This window comes from Hymenobacter swuensis DY53 (genome assembly GCF_000576555.1).
GTDB classification, from domain to species: domain Bacteria; phylum Bacteroidota; class Bacteroidia; order Cytophagales; family Hymenobacteraceae; genus Hymenobacter; species Hymenobacter swuensis.
In genome coordinates this window covers 827160-850993 of the sequence record NZ_CP007145.1, presented here as the reverse complement: position 1 = coordinate 850993, position 23834 = coordinate 827160, and the positions used below count along the sequence as shown (strand labels likewise).

The window sequence follows — 23834 nt, the reverse complement described above, 5'->3', positions numbered from 1 at the left end:
GCTATGCGCAATCTGTTTTTTGCTCTGACTGCCGGCTGGGTGGCGGCTACGGGAGCCGCTCCGGCCTATGCTGCCCCCGGGCCCGCCTCCAAGTATGCCGTAGCTGATCTGGCGGCAGGCCTGCGGGAAAATGCCCACGCCGTGGTGCGCCAGCAGGAAGAAATCCTGCTGGTGAAGTCGGTGGGCCGCACGGTGGAAACCACTCGCCGCGCCGTAACGATTCTGGATGAGGCCGGGTCCCGCTGGGCTTCGGAGTTGGTGTACTACAGCCAGCTCAACAGCATCAGCTACTTCCGAGGCGCGGTGTATGATGCCACCGGCCGGCAGCTGCGCCAGTTGCGGGCGCAGGATATTCGTGATATCAGCTTGTCCGATGGTTTCAGCCTGGCCTCCGATGCCCGGGGCCGGGTAGCCGACCTCAGCCAGCCTACCTACCCCTACACGGTGGAGTTTGAGTACGAAGTGGTGTCCGACAACCCACTGTTCTACTCTACCTGGCGGCCCCAGCCGGTAGAGCAGCTTAGTGTAGAGCAGGCTTCATTTAAGGTGCTAATGCCCGCCGGACTGGCGCTGCGCTACCAGGAGGCGCGCCTGCCGGCCGGTACTGCACAGGCCAAACACACCCAAGGCAGCCAGGAAATCTATGAGTGGCAGGTACATGATCTGGCCGCCCGTGAGGAAGAAGCCGATGCCCCGCCGGTAGCCGAGCTGACGCCCGCCGTATTCACCGCGCCGGCCGAATTTGAGGTACAGGGTCACGCCGGCCGCCTGAGCACCTGGGCCGACCTGAGCCGCTGGACCTATGAGCTGAATGCCGGCCGCGACGAGCTACCGCCGGCCCTCAAGGCCGGAATGGTTGCTCTGGTACAGGGTGAAACCGACGAGCGGGCCCGAATCCGGAAGGTGTATCAGTTTTTGCAGGCCAACACCCGCTACATCTCGGTGCAGTTGGGCCTGGGTGGCTGGCAGACGTTCCCAGCCTCCTCGGTGGCAGCCAACGGCTACGGTGACTGCAAGGCTCTGACCAACTACTGCAAGGCCCTGCTAGGCGCGGCGGGCATTCAGGCCTACGCCGCCCTGGTACGCGCCGGTTCTGATGAGCAGGATATCCGCACTGATTTTCCCAGCTCCCAGTTCAACCACGTAGTGCTGTGCGTGCCGCTGACGAAGGCGGCCAGGCCAGATACCGTGTGGCTGGAATGCACCAGCCAGACCAACCCGTTTGGCTACATGGGCGGCTTCACGGGCAACCGCCACGCGCTGCTGCTGCTGCCCGAAGGTGGTAAGCTCATTCCTACGCCCCGCTACGGCGCGGCCGAAAACCGCCGGGAGCGGCTGGCTGATGTAGTGCTGGATGCCAATGGCAACGCCACGGCCACGCTGCGCACCCTGCGTACAGGCCTGGAGTATGATGCCGTATCGGGAGTACCGGGCCTGGAGTTGGCCGAGCAGAAGAAGTACATCGGCAACCGGCTGGCGCTGGCCAATTTCACCCTGAACAAGGTATCATTCCGGCACTCGGTACCCGGCGCGGCCGTGCCGGGCCTCACTGAAAATCTGACGCTCACGCTACCCGGCCTGGCCCCTCCCAGCGGCAAGCGGGTATTTCTAGCCCCCAACCTGCTCAGCCGGTTGCCCGCGCCGCAGGCAACGGTAGGGGAGCGGCAGGGCGAACTGTGGCTGGATCATGCCCTTACCCAGATGGATACGGTGCACCTGCATCTGCCCGCCAGTCTGCGCCCCGAGCAGCTGCCGGCACCGGTGCAGCTTAGCACCCGGTTCGGCACCTATTCCAGCCACCTCCAGACCCTGCCTGACGGGACCATCCGCTACATCCGTCGCCTGGAGCTGCCCCGCACCCGCTTCGCCCGTACCGATTACCCGGCCTACCTGGAGTTTCGGCGGAAGATCAGCGCGGCCGATAAGGCCCAGATCGTGCTGCTGAAAACCGACGCGTAAGCCCCGGATACTTTACCGAGTGGCCAGGACAAGTACCGGGCGCATTGTTTCCCGATGATGCTTATTTCATCCAGCTGCCTTGTGGCAGAAACCCACTGTCAACAGGCAGTGGGTTTCTCGTTTTTCAGCCAATCTGGATTTTCAATATAAAAACAAGTCTATATATCCTTTGAAAACCTGCCCCACAATTCCAATGAATACCTTATTAACTTGTTCAAAGGCCTTATTTATGGGCAAATAATTGCCAGTTGCACAAAATATATCTATGGGAAACAGCAGCTTCCGCAGGCAAAAATTCTAACTTGAGGCGCTCTATTCCTGCCTCTCAGCACCTATCCTCCTTTCTTTCTTTCCTTCTTTTCATTCTTCTACCATATGCTTGAAACCTCTACTTTGTTCCGTCGGGCCTGGCGGCCGCTGCTGGCTGGCGGCGCGCTGATAGCCGGCCTCGGGACGGTTACCACCGCTTCGGCTCAGCGGGTGTTGTGGGCCGATGCGCCCCAGGTACCTGCAGCAGCCCGGCAGGCTACCCAGCCTTTATCCCATTTCCGCGCGGTTACGTTCCAGCTGGATGCCGTACGTGATGCTCTCCGCACCGCTCCATTAGAGCGCGGAGCCGGAGCCAAAGGCTCGGCGACGGTGATTTCCCTGCCGATGCCCGATGGCACTTCGCAACGCTTCCGGGTGGTGCAGGTGCCGGTAATGGCTCCGCAGCTGGCGGCCAAGTACCCCAGCATCCGCACCTATGCGGCGCAGGGCATTGATGACCCCTCGGCCTCGGCCCGCCTTGATGTGAGTCCGGATGGCTTCCATGCCATGATACTGGCGGCCAACTCCACGGTGTACATTGATCCGGCCACGCGGGGCCTCGATACCCACCTGGTATTTGAGCGCCGTTCCATGAACCGGGGTGCCTTTCCATTTGTGTGCGCCACCCCCTCGCCCGATGGTACCGAAGAGCTGCCCCAGGTAACGGCGGCCCAGCGCGCCGCAGTAGCCAACGGCACCACGCTGCGTACGTACCGGCTGGCCCTGGCCTGCACCGGCGAGTACACCACCTTCCACGGCGGGACTAAAGTTGGCGCAATGGCCGGCATGGTGGCCTCGGTGAACCGGGTGAGTGGCATTTATGAGAAGGAACTGGCCGTACGACTGGTCATCGTTCCCAAGAATGATACCCTGATTTTCCTGGACGCCACCACCGACCCCTACACCAACAACAGTGGTTCGGCAATGCTCAACCAGAACCAGACGACTGTTACGGAACGGATTGGAGCCGCGAACTACGATATCGGCCACGTATTCAGCACCGGTGGCGGCGGTGTTGCCCAGAAGCCTTCCGTGTGTATTGCCTCTGGCAAAGCCCGGGGTGTAACCGGTTCTCCGGCCCCCGTCAACGACGCCTTCGATGTAGATTACGTTGCTCACGAAATAGGGCACCAGTTTGGGGCCGACCATACCTTCAACAGCCAGACCGGCAGCTGCGGCGGCGGTAACCGCGCAGCTACATCGGCCTACGAGCCGGGCTCAGGTACTACCATCATGGCCTACGCCGGTATCTGCGGAGCCGACGACATTCAGCCTAACTCCGACCCGTATTTCCATTCGCGCAGCTTCGACCAGATTGTGGCCCACATCACCGGGCTGGGCAATTGCTCGGTAAATACAGCTACCGGCAACACGCCGCCCGTAGTGAATGCCGGCCGCAACTACGCCATTCCGGTCAGCACACCCTTTGTCCTGACGGGTTCGGCCACGGATGCCAACGCTGACGCCCTGACTTATTCCTGGGAGCAGTACAACCTGGGTGCGGCCGGGGCTCCGGCCGCCGCTACCGGCGACGCGCCGCTGTTCCGGGCCTTCTCGCCCACTACCAGCCCTTCGCGCACGTTTCCCCGGTTATCGGATATTCTCAGCAACATCACCACCAAGGGCGAGCTGCTGCCTACCTACGGGCGGCGGCTGGTATTCCGGCTCGTAACCCGCGACAACCGCGTGGGTGGGGGTGGCGTGGACTACGACTCCATGAACGTGGTAGTAGTTTCCACGGCTGGTCCCTTTGTCGTGACGGCTCCCAACACGGCTACTACCTGGCTGGTGGGCGCTCCGCAGCAGGTGAACTGGGACGTGGCCAACACTACCCAGGCCCCCATTAGCGCGACGAATGTGGACATTCTGCTTTCCACTGATGGCGGCCTGACCTATCCTACCACTCTGCTTGCCAACACGCCCAACGACGGGTGCGAGGCAGTAACGGTACCGGCCAGCGTCGGCAGCTCTACCCAGGCCCGTATTCGGGTGCAAGCCACGGGCAGCATCTTCTTTGATGTATCGAACCAGAACTTCACGCTGGAAACGCCCACCGGCCCTACGTTCTTCCTGCAGGGACCGGGCTGCGCGGCCACTGCGCTGTCATTCTGCCCCGGAGCTTCCGGCACACGGGCTATAACAGTGAGTCAGCTGCAGAACTTTACCGGTGCCGTTACCCTCTCGGCCACTAACCTGCCAGCGGGTGTAACAGTTACCTATGCTAACGCGACAGTACAGGCCGGTTCCGGCACCACGGCCACCATCAGCGCGGCCAGCACGACAGCAGCCGGCACGTACACTATTCGCCTTACCGGCACCAGTGGCGGCGTAACGCGCCTCTTGGATGTGTCCGTGACAGTGCAGCCCTCGGCTACGCAGGCCGCGACCATCAATGCGCCTGGCACCGGCGGCATCACTACGCTACGCCCCCGCATCACTTGGACCACGGTACCAAATGCGACGGCCTACGAGGTGCAGATTGCGACGGACGCGGCCTTTACCACCGGCGTTCAAACCCAGACTAACCTCACCGGCACCAGCTTCACGCCGCTGGCTGCGCTACAGCCCGGCACCGTGTACTACGTGCGGGTGCGCGGCCTGAGCCCCTGTGGCACGGCACCGTATTCGGCAGTTACGCAGTTTACTACCGGTATTCAGGCTTGCCAGAATATTGTGGCAACCAACGTACCGCGTACCATCCCAACCGGCTCCGCCTCATCGGTAACGTCCGTTATCAACGTTACGAACACTGAGCGGGTGTCGGATATTCGCATCCGGGGCCTGGCTATTACCCATCCGGATGTAAGCGAGCTGGAAATTTCGCTCACGAATCCGGCAGGTCGGCGGGTGGTACTGTTCTCCCGGGCATGCCCCGGCACGGCCAACCTGAACCTGACGTTTGACGACGCCGCCACCGCTGCGCTTGCCTGCCCATTGACCAGCGGTGCTACTGTACGCCCGGCCAATGCCCTCGGTGACCTGCTCAACGATCCGGCCAACGGCAACTGGACGCTGACTATTTCGGATAACACGGCGGCCAATGGCGGTACCCTCACCGGCTGGACGCTTGAGCTGTGCACCGTAGGCGAAATTCCTGCGGCTCCCGGCTCCCTCACTACCCTGGCTCCCACCGTTACCGCTACCGCCGCCACCATCGATATGATCTGGCTGGACAACTCGGGGAACGAAACCGGCTTTGAGATTGAGCGCGCCCGTACCGGCACTGCGGCATTTGCCCGGATTGCCACCGTACCGGCCAACACCACGTTCTACACCGACCAGGTAACCGCCAACGGCCCGTATTGCTACCGCGTGCGGGCGGTAAACGCTACCGGCGCTTCGGGTTACACCAATGAAAGCTGCCAGACGGTAGCCGGGGTAACGGCTACGCACAACGCCGCCCTGCTGCAGGGCATCGAGGTATCACCGAACCCCAGCACCAGTGTCTTCAACGTAAGAGTGGACAACGCTCAGCGTGGGCCCATTACGCTGCGGGTTACCGATGCGGTTGGTCGTCAGGTGCTGACCCAGACGCTGACGAAAGGCAGCACTGCCCTGCAACTGCCGCTCGATTTGAGCGCGCTGCGTACCGGCGTGTACAACCTGCACTTCGATATGCCCAACGGCTCGACGGTAGTACGCCTGCTGAAGCAATAGCCAGATTGTAAGCGAGAAGCATAGCCGTTGCTGTGCTTCTCGCTTATACAAGCAAAAAGCCAGTTCCTGATTCAGGAACTGGCTTTTTGCTTGTATGCGTTGACTCTTTTTTCAAGTTTAGAACCGGTACCGCAGCTGGGCTTTCACATCGGAGCGGCGGGCACCCTGAATCTCCTCCAGGCCGGAGCCGACGGTGGTTTGGTGGCGGTAGTGCGTATCGGCGTAGCGCAGCCAGAGCGTAAGGTGGCGGTTGACTTCGACCTGCGCCAGCACGTAGGCGCGGGTGCCCTGGCCGTAGAGCACCGGCACCGAAAACGCATACAGCACATCTTGCTCGAACACGTACTGGCGGGTATCATAATCGTCGGTGTCGAAAAGAGCATAGCGGGCCAAGAGGCGCAGATGGCGCAGTGGCTGCACCGTTACGTCCTGAGCCAGCACGTAGCCGTGGCGGGCGGGGCCGCCATCTTCGCGGTAGGCGGTGCCCTGCACCCGGGTGCGCAAACTCAGGCCCGGCGTGGGGCTGGCATCGTAGAACAGCAGCAAACTTCGGCGCTGGGTGGGAACCGGCAGCGGCATAGGGCGCAGCGTATCGGCGTCGTAGGGTTTGGTGCGCTGCCGCAGTTGTGCGTAGAGCAGGCTGGTTTTGGTAGGACTGAAGGTGAGCCGCACCAGCCAGTCGTGGCCCGCGCCGGGCGCGCCGGCCTGGTACCGCAGCCACGGAAACCGGAACCGGTCATAGTATGCCGACACCTCCCACCGCGCGGCGGGCCGCAACTTCAGCCCCAGGTACAGCCCGCTTTCATTGATGTTACGGGTGTTTTCGCTCAGGGCATTCCCGTAGATGGTGTGGAAGTCGCGGGCGTAATGCCGGTACAGGGCCGATATATCCACGTTGGGCGCGAGGCTGGCCAGCAAGCCGTTCACAGTACCCAAGCCGCCGCCGCTGCTGCGGGCCGTTTCGCCGAACAGCAGCAGGTTGCGCCACACGTAGCTGTAGTGCGCACTCAGGGCCAGGTTGCGGCGGCCCCGCAGTTCGAAGGCGTTGTAGGGCTCGTCGCGGCGCAGCAAGGGCTTGTTGAATTGGGTATTTACCGCCGTGAGACCAGCCTGCAGGTCGCCGCCGCGGCTGGCGTAGCTGACGTTGCCGCCCAGCACAGTCTCGCGCAGGGCCTGGCGGTTGGCCAGCTCGGTGGGCGTGCGGTGGAAGCCCGTCAGCAGCAGGCCCGAGGTAAACTCGCTGAAATCGGCCAGGGAGTCGCGGGCGGTTTGTACGGAGGCGTCCACCCGCTTGCGCGAAACGAAAGCCGTGGCCCGCACGGTGCTGGTTACGGCCACCGTAGCCGCCGCGCCCCGGAAAAACGTGCTTTCCAGCACCGAGGAATACGGCCGTACGCCCACCGAGCTGCGGCGCAGGGTGGTAATGGTTTCGGCCCCCTTGCCCACCGCCAGCCCCGAGGACAGCAACAGCCCCTGCCCGAATTGCAGCTGGTAGTCGCCCAGGGCTAGGGTTTTGAGCCGGCCTCGCTCCTGCACCATAAAGTGGCCGGAGTAGAAATCCGCCCCGTAGCGGCGGCGGGCAGGGTCCCAGGCAAACTGCTCGCCGGCGTCCTTTTCGGCCGTGAAGCCCAGACTAAAATCCTTGCTGCGGCTTACGCGGTAGCGCACCAGCAGCTTATCGGGGGAGCCCAGGTAGCGCGAGGCGGGCGCGCCGGTGCTGGTGGTATCGGGCGGGAGGTAGCCGGGGCGGCCCTGCACTGTGCGCTCGTAGCGCAGAAACAGGGCGTTGTTGTCTTCCTGCCACACACGCTGCCACAACGGCCCACGGGCGGCGTTGGGGTCAAGGGTCAGTACCGCCACGAAGGGCGCCACCCGGTAAATTGTGCGCAGCTCGAAGCCAGGAATACTTTGCAGTTCGTACAGGCTCAGCAGCACGCCATTCCGCTGGCGGTGTTCCAGCAGATTGGTAATCTGGGTTTCGGAGAGCAGCAGCAGGCCACGCAGGTCCTCGCGCGTGGCGGTATTCAGGTTGAGCGGCGTCTGGTAATATTGCAGTAGCGTTTCGTAGAGGTCCTCGTAGGGCACCTGCTCGCTCTGAATTTCGGCAAACAGCTCCTGGGTGAGCCGGTCGAGGTCGGGTACGGCGGGGCGCGGGTACTCCTGGGCCTGCGCGGCCCCGACAGCCAGCAGCAACGCCCCTGTCAGCACGCAGTGGCGGCTCATGGTAGCGCGGGTTTCGCCCACACGTAGGCCACGCTCAGCTGCTGACTCAGGCCCAGCGTTTCGTGCCAGACGGCGGCGTAGTCTACCTGCAACGCCCCGATTTTCAGCCCTACTCCGCCCGTCAGCTGACTGGTGAGCGAAGCCAGGCCCGCCCGCACGGCCAGCACTGGCACCGGCCGGTACTCCAGGCCCGCCTTAAAATCGGCGTCCTGCTCCACGTCCTTTTCGGTTTCGGCCAGCAGCAGCACTTTTTCGGAGGCGCGCCAGGCCAGACCGGCCCGCAGCACGGTGGGCAGACGTTCATCCTGATACTCGTAGAGGCGGGCCTGGTTGAGGTTGTACAGGGTGGCCCCGAAGGTGAGCTTGCGCGGAATGATATCGGCCTGCCCGCCCAACGACGCGGCCACCACCCGCCGGCTTCCCAGCCCCTCGAAGCTGGTTTGCAGCACTTCCACCCGTGCCCCTACCCGCACGGTACCCAACTGGTAGCCGTAGCCCAGTCCCAGCCGCTGCTCGGAGTACAGCTTGCCACCAAACCGCTGGGCCGTGAAACCGATTACCCCATAACGCGGCGCTTCCACTGCCGCCACCGCCGCCGACACGCCCGTCACCGCCGCAGCCGGCTGTGGGGCACGGTACCCAATGGGCATGGCAACCATGAGAGAAACCGTATTCAGCACGGGCAGCAGGTAACGATTTTCGGCCCCCACGCCTACCGTGGGCCGACTCAGGGCGCCCAGGGCGGCGGCATTGGCGGCACCGGCCCAGCCGTCCTGTTCCAGCACGCTCCCGATGTGGCCCAAGCCGGCGGCGCGGGCACCCCACAAACCGGGGCCGTTGCCCTGGGCGTGGGCAGTAGCGGCAAGAGCAATAAGCACTCCTGATAGTAGGTAACGTTTCAGCATAGAGAAGGATAAAGGATTCTATTGCTGGAAAATAGCTACTCCAACTGAACCGTACAATACCTTCCCACCGGGTCAAAAAAAAAGACCCGGTGCCAACTGGCATCGGGTCTTTTTTCAGGGTTTTTTATTCCGAGTGGAGCGAGGAATCCGCGACAATTCACCGGATGTTGCACTCAGATTCCTCGCTCTGCTCGGAATGACAAAGACGGGGCTTACAGCATGGCCGCTTCCTTTTTGCGCTTGATTTTGGTTTTGCCTTTGTCGGTTTTCACCTTCATCTTTTCCACGTCGCTCATGTCAGCACCGGTGGCGGGGCCGACGCCGGGGTTGGGGCCGTTGTTGACCAGCGTCATTTCATCCACGATGTGCTTGGCACCGCCCAGCTTCTCGATGCACCAGAGCACATAGCGTATGTCGGCGTTGATGCAGCGCTTCAGGTCGGGGTCGTAGGCCAGGTCGCCGGTCATGGCTTCCCAGTTGCCATCGAAGGCCAGCCCAATTAGCTCACCGCGGCCGTTGATAACGGGCGAGCCGGAGTTGCCGCCGGTGATGTCGTTATCGGTGATGAAGGCCACGGGCAGGTTGCCCTGCTTGTCGGCGAAGCGGCCGTAATCCTTCATTTTGAGCAGTTCCAGCTCTTTCTGCGGCACCACAAACTCGGGGTTGGTGGCGTCTTCCTTCTCCAGAATGCCCTGGGCCGTGGTTTTGAAGTCGTAGGCTACCGCGTCGCGGCCCTGGTAGGGGCGCACCGTGCCGTAGCTCAGCCGGATGGTGGAGTTGGCATCGGGCGAGTACACTTTGGTGCTGTTCTTCTCGCGCAGGGCGGCCACGTACTGGCGGTTGGCGCGGCCCAGGCCGGCCTGCAGCCCCTGCAGCTTGGGCACAATGTTCTGCACGTAGTTCGAGTACACCGACTGGTACGTTTTGTAGCCCGGGTCGGCTTCCAGCTTGGCCAGGGTGGGCGCGGCCAGGAAGGCTTTCACTTTGGCTTCGGAAGTCAGGAAGGAGTTGCTGAACACGTAGTCGGCGTACTTCGTCATCGAGCCGCCGTATTGCTGCTGCACCGTCTGGAACACGTTGGGCTGCTGGTCTTTGGGCACGTCCTGCATGTACAGGCCCATGAGGGCGGCAAACACCTTTTTGTCGGTGGGGGCGCTGTAGTCCTTGAAGTAGTCGGCCACGGGCTCCTGCAACTCGGCCACGGCTTTGTCGATACCGGCTTTGTCGCCGGCTTTCAGGGCCGTTGCCAGCGGCATCATGCGGGCGGCCAGCGTCACGATTTCGGTGCCGAAGGCGCCCTCGTTCACGTACTGCGTGCTGAGGTTGAACTGGCGGATGCCGGCGTAAGCCTGGTTGATGGTGTTCAGAGCCTCGCCGTACTGCTGGGCGCGGGTCTGATCCTGGGCAATCCACTGCATCAGGGCGTTTTCCTCGGCCTTCTTGGCGTCCACGGTTTTCAGCCGCTTCATACCTTCATTCTGGCCAATGAAGTACTTCCAGTAGTTGGCAATGTTGGCGTATTTGGAGGCGTACTTCAGGCGCAAGGCCGCGTCCTGGTCCATATCCTCTTTCCAGAGCTTCAGGCGGGTATCGCGCAGCTTGATGCGGGCGGGGTTGGTCTGGTCGAGCGTCAGCTGGAGGCCGGCGGCGGGCAGGAAGCGCTGGGTGCGGCCGGGAAAGCCGAACACCATGGCGAAGTCGCCCTCATTGATGCCCTGCATAGCTACGGGCAGGTGCTTTTTGGGCACGTAGGGCACGTTGCCTTCCTGGGGCGTGGCGGTGGGCTGGTTGTTTTTATCGGCGTACACCCGGAACATCGAGAAGTCGCCGGTGTGGCGGGGCCACATCCAGTTGTCGGTGTCGCCCCCGAATTTGCCCACAGCTTCTGGCGGAGCCCCTACTAGACGCACGTCGCCGAAGCGCTGATAAATGAACAGGTAGTACTCGTTGCCCCCGAACATGTCGCGCACATAGGCCACGTATTTGCCGTTTTCCTTGGCATTATCGGCCATTTCGCGCTGGCGCTTCTGGATGGTAGCCATACGCTCCTGCTCGGGCGTGGTGGCCGTAATGCCTTCCAGCACCTTGCCGGTCACGTCCTCCATGCGCACCAGAATATCCACGAACAGGCCCGGGTTCTTCTTCTCGTCGCGCTTGGTGGCGGCGTAGAAGCCGTTCTGCAGGATGTTGTTTTCGGGGGTGCTGTGGCTCTGGATGGCGTCGTAGCCGCAGTGGTGGTTAGTCAGCAGCAGGCCTTGGCTGCTCACAAACTCACCGGTGCAGAAGCCGCCCAGCTGCACTACGGCATCCTTAAGGCTGGCATTGTTGACGTCGTAAATTTCCTCGGCGGTGAGCTTGAGGCCTTTCTTCTGCATGTCGGCCTGGTTGAGGCGCTTCACGAACAGCGGCAGCCACATGCCTTCGTCGGCGTGGGCGGCCAGGGGCAGCAGCAGCGTCAGCAGCAGGGCCTTGGCCCAGTGTTGTTTTTGCATGGTCTGGTGGGTGGGTTTGGGGAAATGAGGATCTGTCGGCGAAGGTACAAATCCGGGCGTTTCCGTGTTCTGCTCTACCTGCGCTGCTCATCGGCCGGCCCTGACCCGTACTTTCCCGATCTTTGCCGCCATCATGACCTACCTGTTCCGCCAGCTGATGCTGGGCCTGCTCTGGGTGTACCGCCGCCTGATTTCGCCCCTCACGCCGGCCAGTTGCCGCTACGTGCCCACCTGCTCGGCCTACGCCGTGGAGGCCGTCACCAAGTACGGCCCCTGGCGCGGCGGCCGTCTGGCCCTGCGCCGCATCGGCCGCTGCCACCCCTGGGGCGGCCACGGCTACGACCCGGTACCGTAAGGTGATTTGGTGATTTAGTGAGTTTTGATGTTCAACCTGCACAAGCAGCTTCGCCAGAACATCAAACTCACCGATTCACTAAATCACTCAATCACCAATTCACTAACTCACTTTCCCCGTATAAGGCATTCTGTTGCTGCTGCGGCCTTGGCCGGGCAGCTTTTTTTCAGATTGACGAAGCCTTGTATGCGCGTATTGTTTTTTGCCGCCGCTTTGGCCGGCACGTTGCTGAGCAGCTGCTCCGAAGCCCAGACCCAGGAAACCGGCGGTAAACCGAAGGAAGAAAAATCGGGCAAGAAGAAGGGGAAGAAAGGCAGTAAAGGAGCCGCTGCCATTGCCAACCTGACGGAAGTGGGCACCATGAGCGGTGTGCCGGAAAGTTCGGGCCTGGCCCTGACCGGCGAGGCCGGCTCGTTCTTCACCCACGGCGACGACGGCACCCAGCCCATCCTCTACAAAATCAGCACTACCGGCAAAACGCTGGCCCAGCTGGATATTCCGGTGAAAAGCCACGACTGGGAAAGCATCACCCGCGACACCAACGGCCACGTGTACATCGGCGACGTGGGCAATAACAACAACAGCCGCCAGGACCTGGTGATTTATCGCCTCAACCCTGCCAACGTGCAGCAGGTGCAGGAAATCCACCTGAAATACCCCGACCAGAAGGACTTCCCGCCAGCCAAGGAAGAACGGAATTTCGACTGCGAGGCCACGCTCTGGCACGCCGGCAAGGTGTACCTGTTCACCAAGGACCGCGCCCAGGAGCAAACCAGCAAGGTGTATGCCGTGCCCGACCAGCCCGGTAACTACACCGCCCAGCAAATTACCCGCCTGGCCATCCCCGGCCAGGTAACCGATGCCGCCCTGAGCCCCAATGGCCGCCGCCTAGTGCTGCTGGCCCGCCAGGAAATGTTTGTGCTGGAAGGCAACAGCTTCGAGGAAATTCTGAAGGCCACGCCCCGCCAGATTTCCCTGAAAGGGGCCGGCCAGACCGAGGGTGCCGTATTCACCGATAACAATACGCTCTACATCAGCAACGAGCAGGGCGCGCTCTACACGTACTCGTTCCAGTAAAACCATCGCCGGCCCAGCCGCAGGCGGACCGAAGCGCAGCGTTGAGCGGGCCCTTAGCGAATTTTCGCCAAGGGCCCGCTTTTGCGTGTAGCAGGACCTTTTTCTTTTGAGTATGTTTGACCTAAGATTCCGAAACCCGGCGCGGCCTTTCCCCGACCAGCGCCACCATCTTCCAGCAAATGGCTGAACAAACCACTCTCACCGGCCTGCGCGCCGGCGTGCTGCACGGCGACGAAGTGCAGCAGCTTTTCGAACACGCTAAAGCCCACGGCTACGCCCTGCCCGCCGTGAACGTAACCGGCACCGACACGGTAAACGCCGTGCTGGAAGCCGCCCGCGACCTGAACTCGCCGGTTATTATTCAGTTCTCGAACGGGGGTGCCCAGTTCTTTGCCGGCAAAGGCCTGGCCAACGATAAGCAGCAGGCCAGCATTGCCGGCGGTATTTCGGGCGCGCACCACGTGCACCTGATGGCCAAGGCCTACGGCGTACCCGTGATTCTGCACACCGACCACGCCGCCAAAAAGCTGCTGCCCTGGATTGACGGCCTGCTGGAAGCCGGCGAGAAATTCTACGCCGAGCACGGCCAGCCCCTGTACTCCTCCCACATGCTCGACCTCTCGGAGGAGCCCATCGAGGAGAACATCGAAATCTGCAAAGAGTACCTGGAGCGCATGGCCAAAATTGGCATGACGCTGGAAATTGAGCTGGGCGTAACCGGCGGCGAGGAAGACGGCGTGGACAACTCGGACGTGGATTCTAGCAAGCTCTACACCCAGCCTTCAGAAGTGGCCTACGCCTACGAGGAGCTGAGCAAAGTGAGCCCCCGCTTCACCATTGCCGCTGCTTTCGGCAACGTGCACGGCGTGTACAAGCCCGGCAACGTGAAGCTGCAGCCCGTTATCCTGAAAAACTCGCAGGATTTCGTGAAGGAGAAATTCGGCCTCACCGCCGAGCGTCCCATCAACTTCGTATTCCACGGCGGCTCGGGCTCCACGCAGGAGGAAATCCGCGAGGCAATCAGCTACGGTGCCATCAAGATGAACATCGACACCGACATGCAGTGGGCATTCTGGGACGGTATCCGCGGGTACTACCAGAAGAACGAAGGCTTCCTGCAAAGCCAGATCGGCAACCCCACCGGCGAGGATTCGCCCAACAAGAAGTACTACGACCCGCGCGTGTGGCTGCGTAAGGGCGAGGAAAGCTTCGTAACCCGCCTCAAATCGGCTTTCGAAGACCTCAACGCCGTAAACCGTCGCCCCTAAGTGGCTGTAGCGCGAGCTTTGTAGTTCGCGCCCTAATACAAAACGGCCCCGTGCTCAACCAGAGCACGGGGCCGTTTTGCGTGATTGTCATTCCGAGTGAAGCGAGGAATCTGGATTGCGGCGTGAGTAGCCTTACCTGATTCACTCAGATTCCTAACTCCACTCGGAATGACACGCGGTGTATGCGTTGAAATTACCGTTTGGCAGCGGCCAGGGCGGCTTCGCGGGCTTCCTGCTCGTGCAGGTCGCGGGGGGCATCATGGGGGCGGCCGGGGCGGTTGCGGGCCGTGAACAGCACGTAGAGGCCTATGAACACCAGCGGGATGCTCAGCCACTGGCCCATATTCAGGGTCATGCCCTTCTCAAAATCCACCTGGGCTTCTTTAAAGAACTCCACCGTAATGCGGAACGAGAACAGCAGCACCACGAACAGCCCGAACAGCTGGCCGCGGGGCGTATGCTCCTTGGTGCGGTTCCACATGGAATACAGCACCACAAACAGGAACACGCAGAACAGCGACTCGTAGATCTGGGTGGGGTGGCGCGGCACGGCTACCTCGGTGCCGGGGGCCACGCTACCCGTTACGGGCTGGGTTTCGTAGGCCACCTTGCCATCGGGCGGGCGCACGCGCTGCACGGCCACTGAGCCGGCGGGCACAGGCTGGTCGGGGCGCGGCTCCTGCAGGTGCTCGGTGTCGCGGGGGAACACGAAGGCCCAGGGCGCGGTGGTGGGCTGGCCCACAATTTCGGAGTTCATCAGGTTGCCGATGCGGATGAGCGCGCCGCCCACGGCCACTACCAGCACAATCCGGTCGAGGGTCCAGAGCACATCGAACTTGTTGTTGCGGCTGAACAGCCACACGGCGAAGATGATGCCGATGGTGGCCCCGTGCGAGGCCAGCCCGCCTTCCCAGATCTTGAAGATGCTCAGCAAATCATCCTTGTACTGGGCCCAGTCGTAGAAAAACACGTGGCCCAGGCGCGCGCCCAGCACCGTGCCCACCAGCACGTAAATGGTGATGACATCCACCCAGCGCGGCGACACCTTCTCCGACTTGTACACGTGACCCAGGATGAAGGTACCCACCACGAAGCCCGACATGAACAGCAGGCCGTACCAGCGCAGCGTGAGGGGCCCCAGCTCAGCAATGATGGGGTTTTGATTCCAAAGAATGGCACTTAGCAAACTCATACGCAGGGAAAGTAAAAGGTCGTCGGGGGAGGGTTAAGAAGGAGAAGAAAGCAGCTGCACGCTGCCATCCACGTACACTTTGGCCAGAAACGGCCGCGGCGTGCGGCTGGCAAACCGGTGCAGGCGCGGCAAGGCCCGCACCACGCAGGCCGCCAGCTCGGCGCTGGTGAGGCCCTTGGCCACAATGATAAACGTGCCCGCCCCGCTGGCCAGCAACGCCTGCTGCTCCAGCGGGTTGTAGCGGATGCGGCGCTCCTGGGTGAGCACACACAGACCCCGGGCCGCCACGGCCGGCAGCCACTCGGTGTCGGGCGTTTCGGGGCGAAACAGGTCGGCGTGGCTCACGAAGGCCGTCTGCTGCTCGCGCAGGGCGGCCTGCACCCGCGGCGTGGCCACGGTGCGGTCGAGAAAAAATACGGGGTCAGGCTGCGGCTCCAAGCTCATAACGAATTGCTTCTTCCACGGCGCGGGTAGTCAGGCCGAATTCCTCGGCAATGGCGCGCACCGAATCACCGGCGCGGTACAGGCCCACCACCACGTCCACGGGCACGTAGTTTTCGGTGAGCACGGGCCGGCCGAAGGCAATGGTGGGGTCGACGGCAATGAGGGTGGGCAGACCTTCCGGCGCGAAGCCCGACCCGGTGCCGTACACCGGAAACAGGCGCAGCGGAAACCCGTCGGGCGCCCGCTCGATGCGGCGTAGATAGGCTTCCACCAGCTGGCGAATGGTCATCTGGCCGCGGCGGGAGGCATTGATGAGCAGGTTTTCATCTTCCAGCGCCCGCACAAACAAATCCACGCCGTCGGTTTCAAACTGGTGTTGGGCCAGCGGGTGCTCGGCCTGCAGCTCCTGGCGCACAAACTGCACCGCGTGGCGCACCCGCTGCAGCGAAATACCGTGCTGGTGCCGGATGGCGGCCAGCACGTGTACTTCCACCAAGTTCAGAAACGACAGGCCCTCGGCGCTGGCCGGCTGCACCAGGGCATCGTCGGCGCGCGTCCAGGCCTGCACCGTAGTGGCCGCAAGCCCCGTGAGGTGTGCTACCTGCCGCGCCGAGTACACCGGCAGCCGGTAGGCCTCGCGTTCCTGGTATAGTTGAGTCAGAATGCTTGCCGCCACGGTGCTGTTGGGAGTTGAGGCTACGAAAGTACAGGGTTTACCGCAGAACCGGTACTCGCAGCCTGCCCATGTGAGATAGGGAGCGAACAAGCATTTTCAGAAGTAATAAAGAGCCACTGCTTAAATTATTCCAGAACGTCATTCCGAGCTTGCCAAGGAATCTCGCGTACTGACGTTGGGTTACCACTTCAACATCAGCTCGCGAGATTCCTTGGCAAGCTCGGAATGACGTTCTTGGGTCGGTACTTTCGGCCTGTTTTTACAGCGCATTCAGCTCCTGGGTGAAGCCGCCGCTCAGGATGGGGAAACGCAGCCAGGAGCGCGGGTCCACGTTGTAGTCGTCGAGGTGGAAGGCCGGGGCGTACCGCTCGCGCTTCCACTGGTTGCGGCTCCAGAGCGAGTAGAAGCGCTTTACGTAGGTTTTGAGCTGCTCGGCGTCGGCGACGGGGTCTTCCTGCACCAGCGTGGCCAGCACCTGCCGAGGGCTGAGCCGGTCGTAGAAGGCCAACCGTTCGATGCGGTTGAGTAGCGGGTAGGGCATCAGGTCCCGCTCGTCGGTTTGCTTGTCTTCGAGGGGGCGCAGCTCGGCGGTGGGCTCCAGGTTATTCACGTGGCGCAGGGCCGGGTAGTTTAGCTCCGTTTCGGCCCAGCGCAGCCACTGCTTCACGAAGGCCTTGTCCACGCCGGCAATGGGCGAGATGGAACCGGCCGTGTCGCCGTCCATGGTGCAATAGCCCACGCTGGCCTCCGAGCGGTTGGAGGTCGTCATCAGCAGGCAGTTCTGCACGTTGGCCAGCAGCCAGATGCCGGGCGCCCGCACCCGGGCCTGAATGTTCTGCAGGGCCAAATCGTCGGTTTGCCAGGTCAGCTCCCGGCCCAGGGCATGTTCAATCTTGCCCACGTAGCCGGTTACTTCCTCGTCAATGGTCCAGTCGTAAAACACGGCCCCGATGGAATCGGCCAGCTCCTTGGCCGAGTTGAACGTGTCGTCGGAGGAGTTGACGGTGCCCTGGTAGGCACAGGTGAGCAGCCGGTTGGTTAGTTTTTGGTTGATGGTTTTTTGTTGTTGGTCCGGGTCCGATACCGAAGCATCCTGCGGTCCGGGGGCTTGCTGGTCTGACACCGAAGCCACGGGGCCGGCTAGTTGTTGAATTTCCTCGGCCGTGAAGCAGCCGGCCCGCCGCATGAACTCGGCGGTACCCAGTTCGGCAGTACCCAGGCGCACCAGCTCGGCCACGGCCACGGCGCACATCACCGAGTCGGCCCCGCCGCTGAGGCTCAGCACGAAGCCCCGGCTGCGGGCCTTGCGCAGGTAGTCGAACAGGGCTAGGCTCAGGGCCTGATTCAGCTCCCGGTACTCGTCGGGGACAGGCTGGGCGGCAATTTCGGCAGCGGGCTCCAGGGGCTGGCTGAAATCCACGTCCACAAACTCCATGTCCACTTCCTTGAAGCTCATGAGCTGGTTGCGCAGCAGCAGATGGCCGTTGCGGGCCACCAGAATTTCGCCGTCGTAAATCATGCGGCCGGCCTCGTTGCCTAGCAGGTTAGCGTAGAGGTAAGTGCAGCGGAAGTTGCGCGAGGCCTCCGTGACGAGGTGGTAGCGCACGTCGGTCTTGCTCATGGCGAAGTGCGAGGCCGAGGGGTTCACAATCAAATCTACCCGGCCCACGAGGCGGCAGGCGGGCCGCACGTCGTCGGGCCGCCACGCATCCTCGCAGATTTCAAACCCGAACTTTACGCCCTGGTGCTCGAAAATCATGTCGCCCAGGGTCCACTCCTCCCCTTCCCACTGCACCGTGGTGGTTTCGCCGGCTGGCCAGGGGTGGAAAAAGCGTGGCTCGTAGTGCACGCCGTCGTTGGCCAGAAACTGCTTGGCCGCGAAGCCCAGAATCTGCCCGTCGCGCAGCACGGCAGCCGTGTTGTAGGTGCGGTGATTGAGGCGAATGGGCAGGCCCACCACCACGCAAATCCCGTCCGTCCAAGGACGCACCTGCTGCAGATACCCCAGCGCGGCCTCGGGTAGCCAATCACTCAGAAACAGGTCCTCGCAGCCGTAGCCGGTGAGGCACAGCTCGGGCAGGCACAGCAGCTCCACCCCGGCGGTCTTGGCCTGGGTAATGGCCTCCTGAATGGTGCGCAGGTTATGGGTCCAGTCGAAGGGTATCTGGTTGAGGGCGGCGCCGGCTATTCGCATGGGTTCGGGGAAGGTTCGTTCTGCAAAACAACTCCATTTCCCCAGATTAAGTAACCACTGCGCCCTCTACGAAACCACCGCGTCCTCTGCGGACTACGTCGTTGGTACGAGGTTAGCCCAAAGAGGACGCGGTGGTTTACGCAGAAGGCGCAGTTTTCTTAGAAGCCGTTTGAGTTAAGTGTTGAAACTGTCGGCACAGTGTAGAGACGCAATATTTTGCGTCTCGTCGTTGCTGAATCCGCTACCATTTGATGCCAACCGTTCAACGATGAGACGCAAAATATTGTATCTCTACATCGTTCACGGCTAAATCAACCAGATTCTTACACCCCCAACGTCTCCAGAGCCCGCTCGGCGGCGAGCTGCTCGGCCTGTTTTTTGGAGAGGCCCATGCCGACGGCCACCGGGTTTTCATCCACCACTACCGTGGCCGAAAACTCCATCACGCCGCCGGGGCGGGCTTCGCCGGTGAGGTCGTAGCGCAGGTTTTTGCCGTTGCGCTGGGCCCACTCAATCAGCTTGCTCTTGAAGTTGGTGGTCGTCTGGGTCATGGCCTTCACGTCCACGTAGGGCTTGATGAGGCGATGGAGCACAAACTTGCGGGCTGTTTTGTAGCCTTGGTCGAGGTACACGGCCCCTACCAGTGCCTCCAGGGCGTTGCCGTTCACGGAGCGCGACCGGGCGGCCCGGCCTTGGGCGGCGTCCAGCTGCACCAGCTTATCCAGCCCGATTTTGAGGGCAATGGCGTTGAGACTTTCCCGGTTCACGATGCGACTGCGCATCTCCGTCAGAAAGCCTTCCTGCTCGTACGGAAACTTGCGGAACAGGTACTCCGCCACGGCCGTGCCCAGCACCGCGTCGCCGAGGAATTCCAGCCGCTCGTTGCTCTGGTGGCGGGCCTGTTCGCCCTGTTGCCGCACCACCGAGGAGTGCGTAAAGGCCAACTGGTACAGGCGCACGTTATCGGGCGAGTGGCCCGTAAGCGTGGCAATAGCCTGCCGAAAAGCCCGGTCACGGCCCAGCAGTCGGCGAAAAAAACCGAATAACGGCAGGGGCTGACCGGGCTTGGGCATTTTTTTCAAATGTGAGAAATGTAGTTGAATGTGTTGAATGTGCGAAATGTAATTACCGGACTGACCGTAGCAGCAAATCAGCCCTCTTTTTCACATTTAGCACATTCAATCACATTTTCCACATTACGAAGCGATTTTGCGGAAGATGACCGACGTATTGTGGCCGCCAAATCCGAAGGTATTACTCATGGCCACGTTCACCTCGCGGGACTGGGCCTTGTTAAACGTGAAGTTCAGCTTGGGGTCCAGTTCGGGGTCGTCGGTGAAGTGGTTAATAGTGGGCGGCACCAAGCTATGCTGCATAGCCAGGATGCAGGCCACGGCCTCAATGGCGCCGGCTCCCCCCAACAGGTGGCCCGTCATGCTCTTGGTAGAGCTGATGTTCAGGTTGTAGGCGTCTTCGCCGAATACTTTCTGAATGGCCTTCACCTCGGCCCCGTCGCCCAGCGGGGTGCTGGTGCCGTGGGTGTTGATGTAGTCCACATCGGCGGGCGTGATACCGGCGTCGCGCAGCGCATTCTGCATCACCAGCACTACGCCGTTGCCCTCGGGGTCGGGGGCCGTAATGTGGTACGCATCGGCCGACATACCGCCACCAATCAGCTCGGCGTAAATTTTGGCCCCGCGCGCCTTGGCGTGCTCATATTCCTCCAGAATCAGCGAGGCAGCCCCTTCCCCCAGTACAAAACCGTCACGCTCCTTGTCGTAGGGGCGGGAGGCTTGCTCGGGGGCGTCGTTCCGCTCGCTCATGGCCTTAAGGGCATTGAAGCCGCCCACCCCCGATTCGGTGATGGCCGCCTCCGAGCCCCCAGTCACCATCACATCGGCCATGTTCAGGCGGATGTAGTTGAAGGCCGAGATGATGGAGTCAGAAGAGGACGCGCAGGCCGAGGTGGTCACGAAGTTCGGGCCCCGGAATTTGTGGCGGATGGAGATGTTGCCCGACGCGCTGTCGGCAATCATCTTCGGAATAAAGAACGGGTTGAAGCGGGGCGTGCCGTCGCCGTTGGCGAAGGCAATGCACTCGGCTTGCAGAGACGTGAGCCCCCCGATACCGGAACCCCAAATAACGCCCACCCGGTCCTTGTCCACTCCCTCCAGGTTGGCATCCTGAATGGCCTCATCGGCGGCAATCAGGGCAAACTGGGTGAAGATGTCCATTTTCCGACCTTCCTTGGTGGGAAAGTACGTGTCGGGGGAGTAGTTCTTCACTTCGCAGGCGAAGCGGGTCTTGAACTTGCTGGCGTCGAAGCGGGTGATGGGGGCGGCCCCACTCACGCCGGCTCGCAGGCCTTCCCAATAAGCGGGTACGGTGTTGCCCAGCGGGGTAATGGCACCCAGGCCGGTCACGACAACTCTCCGAAGAGACATAGGCTGGCTCAGAGAAGCGAAAGAAAGGAAATCACTGGAAAAGCAAAACGGCCGGCGGCAGGCCGGCCGGTAAGCACTTGGGTAGTACTTCGGTAGTGAGTAAGTGGTATTGAGTATGCCGGAATGTCTGACAGCTCAGCGGAATCTAACTACTCAATACCATTTACTCAATACTGGACTACTTGGCGTGCTCTTCGAGGTAGCTGATAGCCTGGCCCACGGTGCCGATGTTTTCAGCCTGATCGTCTGGGATAGACACGTTGAATTCTTTTTCGAATTCCATGATCAGCTCAACGGTATCGAGCGAGTCAGCGCCCAGGTCGTTGGTGAAAGAAGCCTCCGGCGTTACTTCCGAAGCCTCTACGCCGAGTTTATCGATGATGATGGCTTTTACTTTTTCTGCAATTTCAGACATTTCCGTGGGGGTTTAAGGAAAACTCGGCACAAATAACACCATCTTCGCTAACATTGTCAAACTTCGCCTCTTGAATCTTCCGGGTGCAAGATTATGGCCCGCAGAGTTCCACGCGGGTACTGCGGTGCGTATTTTTGCGTTTCCTTCCTTTTGCCCTTGCCCATGAAAACCCTCACGCTGGAGGTGGACTACGAGTGCGACTTCGACCTGTTCGGGCTTGTTTCGTCGAGCCGGGAGCACACGCTGGCCTGGGTGCTTAACCGCACGTTGCACCTGCGCCTGGTGAAGCAGCAGGACCTGATTTACGACCTGCTGCACAAGGGCCGCCTCGTCATCAGCAACTACCTGCACGCCACCGAGCACTACACCATGCGCCTGCTGCGCAACCGCTCCGTTGACCCCTCGCCCCTGAAAAAGCCCTTCCTAGCCCCCGATATCAAAGAGTACGACTACCTGCTTCAGGTCAGCACCGGTACCAGCAGCCTGCCGCCAGAGGCCCTGCTTGGGCAGCTAGCCGCGTTGCCCGAGGTACAGCTAATCAGTCAGTTTGACCCGAATGACCTTAAATTCAAAGAAAATCTGCTCTTTTGAGTTTTGAAATAGATTCTCGTCCCGAGTCCTGCGAAGGACCTTATTCCGCTGGCGCAAGTCGTTATGACGCTTGCTTTCTACCGGGTTAAGGTCCTTCGCCGTGCTCAGAAAACCGGGAATATCGCCTACTGCAGTCACGAATTTTTGACCATACAACACCTCATGGAATCTCGCCCACACTTTAATAGAACCAAGATTATTGCCACCGTTGGCCCCGCCTCCAACACGTATGAGAAGCTGGGTATGCTGATGCGGGAAGGCGTGGACGTATTCAGGCTCAACTTCTCCCACGGCAGCCACGAAGATCACCTCTCGGTGATTAATACAGTGCGCCGCCTCAATAAAGATATGCGCACCAACGTGGGCCTGCTGCAGGATTTGCAGGGCCCCAAAATTCGCCTCGGCGAAGTAGAAGGCGGCGGCGTAGAAATCAAAGCCGGCGACAAAATCAAGCTGGTATGCGGCGAGAAGGAAATCAGCACGGCCACGCGCCTGAGCACGATTTACCTGGGCCTGGCCCGCGACGTGAAGGCCGGTGACATGATCCTCATTGACGACGGCAAGATTGAACTGCGTGTGCTGGCCACCGACCGGGACACGGAAGTGGACGTGGAAGTTATCTACGGCGGCCTGGTGAAGCCCCGCAAAGGCATCAACCTACCCGACTCCGAGGTATCGGCCCCGTCGATGACGGAAAAGGATATTGAGGATCTGAAATTCGGACTGGAAAACGACGTGGACTGGATTGCGCTGTCGTTTGCCCGCCGCGCCGAGGACATCCGCTTTATCAAGAGCCTGATTGCTGAGAGTGGCAAAACGGCCCGCGTGATTGCCAAAATCGAGACGCCCGAAGGGCTTAAGAACCTCGACGAAATCATTGCCATGACCGACGCCGTAATGGTTGCCCGCGGCGACCTGGGCGTGGAGGTGAAGATGGAAGAGGTGCCGATGGCCCAGAAAATGATTGTGGACAAGTGCAACAAGGCCGGCAAGCCGGTAATCGTGGCTACCCAAATGATGGAAAGCATGATTACGGCTCCCCGCCCCACCCGCGCCGAAACCAGCGACGTGGCCAACGCCGTTATCGACGGGGCCGATGCCGTGATGCTCTCGGCCGAAACGGCCGTGGGTGCTTACCCGGCCGAGGTAATCCGCTCGATGGTGGGCACGATTATGAGCGTGGAAACCCAGATGCCCGCGCTGTTTCACCACTGGCACCCCATTTCCTCCGAGGCGCCGACCTTCATGGTTGACAGCGTGCTGTCGGCGGCCTGCCATTTGGCCAAGAACACAGGGGCTAAGGCCATTACCGGCATGACGCACCGGGGCTACACCGCATTCCAGATTGCCAAATACCGCCCCAAGGCACACATCTTCATCTTCACCGATAATCGTTCCCTGCTCACTACCTTGAGCCTGGTGTGGGGCGTGCGGGGTTTCTACTACGACCGGATGGTGAGTACCGACAGCACCGTTTCGGACATCAAATACGCCCTAACGACCACCGGCCACCTGCAGAAAGGCGACATCTTCATCAACACCGCTTCCATGCCCATCAATGAGAAGGGCAAGACAAATATGGTAAAAGTGAGCGTGGCGTAAGCAACGTTTTGACTGAAGCAAAAAGCCCGCG

General features: G+C 61.3%; 17 protein-coding genes. 7 read left to right on the top strand and 10 right to left on the bottom strand.

Features of this window, described 5'->3' with window-relative positions:
* The first annotated feature begins 3 nt into the window (after positions 1-3).
* Positions 4-1959 (top strand): DUF3857 domain-containing protein, encoded by a 1956-nt coding sequence (locus HSW_RS05135; RefSeq protein ID WP_052346134.1) that lies wholly within the window; start codon positions 4-6, stop codon positions 1957-1959.
* 375 nt (positions 1960-2334) lie between these two features.
* Positions 2335-5925 (top strand): reprolysin-like metallopeptidase, encoded by a 3591-nt coding sequence (locus HSW_RS22530; RefSeq protein ID WP_052346133.1) that lies wholly within the window; start codon positions 2335-2337, stop codon positions 5923-5925.
* A 117-nt stretch (positions 5926-6042) separates the two neighbouring features.
* On the opposite strand, the gene HSW_RS05125 is transcribed toward HSW_RS22530, so the two are convergent.
* The 3 genes from HSW_RS05125 to HSW_RS05115 all read right to left on the bottom strand — a co-directional run bounded on the left by HSW_RS05125 (position 6043) and on the right by HSW_RS05115 (position 11545).
* A complete protein-coding gene (locus HSW_RS05125) occupies positions 6043-8148 on the bottom strand; it encodes a ComEA family DNA-binding protein (RefSeq protein ID WP_044001091.1) in 2106 nt (701 codons plus the stop codon).
* Positions 8145-9026 carry a hypothetical protein gene (locus HSW_RS05120; RefSeq protein WP_155832830.1) on the bottom strand — a complete coding sequence of 294 codons (882 nt, stop codon included), beginning with the start codon at positions 9024-9026 and terminating at the stop codon, positions 8145-8147. The genes HSW_RS05125 and HSW_RS05120 overlap by 4 nt, the downstream gene beginning before the upstream one ends.
* A 239-nt stretch (positions 9027-9265) precedes the next feature.
* Positions 9266-11545 carry a S46 family peptidase gene (locus HSW_RS05115; RefSeq protein ID WP_044001089.1) on the bottom strand — a complete coding sequence of 760 codons (2280 nt, stop codon included), beginning with the start codon at positions 11543-11545 and terminating at the stop codon, positions 9266-9268.
* Positions 11546-11678: 133 nt separating this feature from the next.
* Between HSW_RS05115 and yidD the strand changes: the two genes are divergently transcribed.
* The 3 genes from yidD to fbaA all read left to right on the top strand — a co-directional run bounded on the left by yidD (position 11679) and on the right by fbaA (position 14245).
* Positions 11679-11900, top strand: coding sequence for a membrane protein insertion efficiency factor YidD (gene yidD, locus HSW_RS05110; RefSeq protein ID WP_044001088.1), 222 nt, complete (start codon positions 11679-11681; stop codon positions 11898-11900).
* A gap of 186 nt (positions 11901-12086) precedes the next feature.
* A complete protein-coding gene (locus HSW_RS05105) occupies positions 12087-12977 on the top strand; it encodes an SdiA-regulated domain-containing protein (RefSeq protein WP_044001087.1) in 891 nt (296 codons plus the stop codon).
* A 179-nt stretch (positions 12978-13156) separates the two neighbouring features.
* Positions 13157-14245 carry a class II fructose-bisphosphate aldolase gene (gene fbaA / locus HSW_RS05100; protein WP_044001086.1) on the top strand — a complete coding sequence of 363 codons (1089 nt, stop codon included), beginning with the start codon at positions 13157-13159 and terminating at the stop codon, positions 14243-14245.
* Between the two features lie 193 nt (positions 14246-14438).
* Here fbaA and lgt read toward each other — a convergent pair whose 3' ends face one another.
* From lgt to HSW_RS05065, 7 genes are all read right to left on the bottom strand, one after another.
* Positions 14439-15437 carry a prolipoprotein diacylglyceryl transferase gene (lgt, locus tag HSW_RS22525; protein ID WP_052346132.1) on the bottom strand — a complete coding sequence of 333 codons (999 nt, stop codon included), beginning with the start codon at positions 15435-15437 and terminating at the stop codon, positions 14439-14441.
* Positions 15438-15470: 33 nt separating this feature from the next.
* Entirely contained in the window at positions 15471-15881 is a 411-nt protein-coding gene (locus tag HSW_RS05090; protein ID WP_044001085.1) for a PIN-like domain-containing protein, read from the bottom strand.
* The gene (locus HSW_RS05085) at positions 15859-16557 is read right to left on the bottom strand and encodes a DUF433 domain-containing protein (RefSeq protein WP_155832828.1); all 699 of its coding nucleotides are present in this window, start codon (positions 16555-16557) and stop codon (positions 15859-15861) included. The genes HSW_RS05090 and HSW_RS05085 overlap by 23 nt, the downstream gene beginning before the upstream one ends.
* A 259-nt stretch (positions 16558-16816) precedes the next feature.
* Entirely contained in the window at positions 16817-18751 is a 1935-nt protein-coding gene (gene nadE, locus HSW_RS05080; protein ID WP_044001084.1) for an NAD(+) synthase, read from the bottom strand.
* Between the two features lie 323 nt (positions 18752-19074).
* Positions 19075-19824 carry a ribonuclease III gene (rnc, locus tag HSW_RS05075; protein WP_044004138.1) on the bottom strand — a complete coding sequence of 250 codons (750 nt, stop codon included), beginning with the start codon at positions 19822-19824 and terminating at the stop codon, positions 19075-19077.
* Positions 19825-19947: 123 nt separating this feature from the next.
* Positions 19948-21195 (bottom strand): beta-ketoacyl-ACP synthase II, encoded by a 1248-nt coding sequence (fabF, locus tag HSW_RS05070; RefSeq protein ID WP_044001083.1) that lies wholly within the window; start codon positions 21193-21195, stop codon positions 19948-19950.
* 178 nt (positions 21196-21373) lie between these two features.
* Positions 21374-21610, bottom strand: a complete 237-nt coding sequence (locus HSW_RS05065; RefSeq protein ID WP_019948606.1) for an acyl carrier protein — start codon at positions 21608-21610, stop codon at positions 21374-21376.
* A 162-nt stretch (positions 21611-21772) separates the two neighbouring features.
* On the opposite strand from HSW_RS05065, the gene HSW_RS05060 reads away from it, so the two are divergent.
* Both HSW_RS05060 and pyk read left to right on the top strand, forming a co-directional pair.
* A complete protein-coding gene (locus HSW_RS05060; protein WP_044001082.1) occupies positions 21773-22201 on the top strand; it encodes an IPExxxVDY family protein in 429 nt (142 codons plus the stop codon).
* A gap of 162 nt (positions 22202-22363) precedes the next feature.
* The gene (gene pyk / locus HSW_RS05055) at positions 22364-23803 is read left to right on the top strand and encodes a pyruvate kinase (RefSeq protein ID WP_044001081.1); all 1440 of its coding nucleotides are present in this window, start codon (positions 22364-22366) and stop codon (positions 23801-23803) included.
* Positions 23804-23834: the final 31 nt, after the last annotated feature.

What these genes read in the sequence shown, in the direction of transcription:
- HSW_RS05135 (WP_052346134.1), top strand. Translation starts at nt 4, where the DNA reads ATGCGCAATCTGTTTTTTGCTCTGACTGCCGGCTGGGTGGCGGCTACG.
- HSW_RS22530 (WP_052346133.1), top strand. Translation starts at nt 2,335, where the DNA reads ATGCTTGAAACCTCTACTTTGTTCCGTCGGGCCTGGCGGCCGCTGCTG.
- HSW_RS05125 (WP_044001091.1), bottom strand. Translation starts at nt 8,148, where the DNA reads ATGAGCCGCCACTGCGTGCTGACAGGGGCGTTGCTGCTGGCTGTCGGG.
- HSW_RS05115 (WP_044001089.1), bottom strand. Translation starts at nt 11,545, where the DNA reads ATGCAAAAACAACACTGGGCCAAGGCCCTGCTGCTGACGCTGCTGCTG.
- yidD (WP_044001088.1), top strand. Translation starts at nt 11,679, where the DNA reads ATGACCTACCTGTTCCGCCAGCTGATGCTGGGCCTGCTCTGGGTGTAC.
- HSW_RS05105 (WP_044001087.1), top strand. Translation starts at nt 12,087, where the DNA reads ATGCGCGTATTGTTTTTTGCCGCCGCTTTGGCCGGCACGTTGCTGAGC.
- fbaA (WP_044001086.1), top strand. Translation starts at nt 13,157, where the DNA reads ATGGCTGAACAAACCACTCTCACCGGCCTGCGCGCCGGCGTGCTGCAC.
- lgt (WP_052346132.1), bottom strand. Translation starts at nt 15,437, where the DNA reads ATGAGTTTGCTAAGTGCCATTCTTTGGAATCAAAACCCCATCATTGCT.
- HSW_RS05090 (WP_044001085.1), bottom strand. Translation starts at nt 15,881, where the DNA reads ATGAGCTTGGAGCCGCAGCCTGACCCCGTATTTTTTCTCGACCGCACC.
- nadE (WP_044001084.1), bottom strand. Translation starts at nt 18,751, where the DNA reads ATGCGAATAGCCGGCGCCGCCCTCAACCAGATACCCTTCGACTGGACC.
- rnc (WP_044004138.1), bottom strand. Translation starts at nt 19,824, where the DNA reads ATGCCCAAGCCCGGTCAGCCCCTGCCGTTATTCGGTTTTTTTCGCCGA.
- fabF (WP_044001083.1), bottom strand. Translation starts at nt 21,195, where the DNA reads ATGTCTCTTCGGAGAGTTGTCGTGACCGGCCTGGGTGCCATTACCCCG.
- HSW_RS05065 (WP_019948606.1), bottom strand. Translation starts at nt 21,610, where the DNA reads ATGTCTGAAATTGCAGAAAAAGTAAAAGCCATCATCATCGATAAACTC.
- HSW_RS05060 (WP_044001082.1), top strand. Translation starts at nt 21,773, where the DNA reads ATGAAAACCCTCACGCTGGAGGTGGACTACGAGTGCGACTTCGACCTG.
- pyk (WP_044001081.1), top strand. Translation starts at nt 22,364, where the DNA reads ATGGAATCTCGCCCACACTTTAATAGAACCAAGATTATTGCCACCGTT.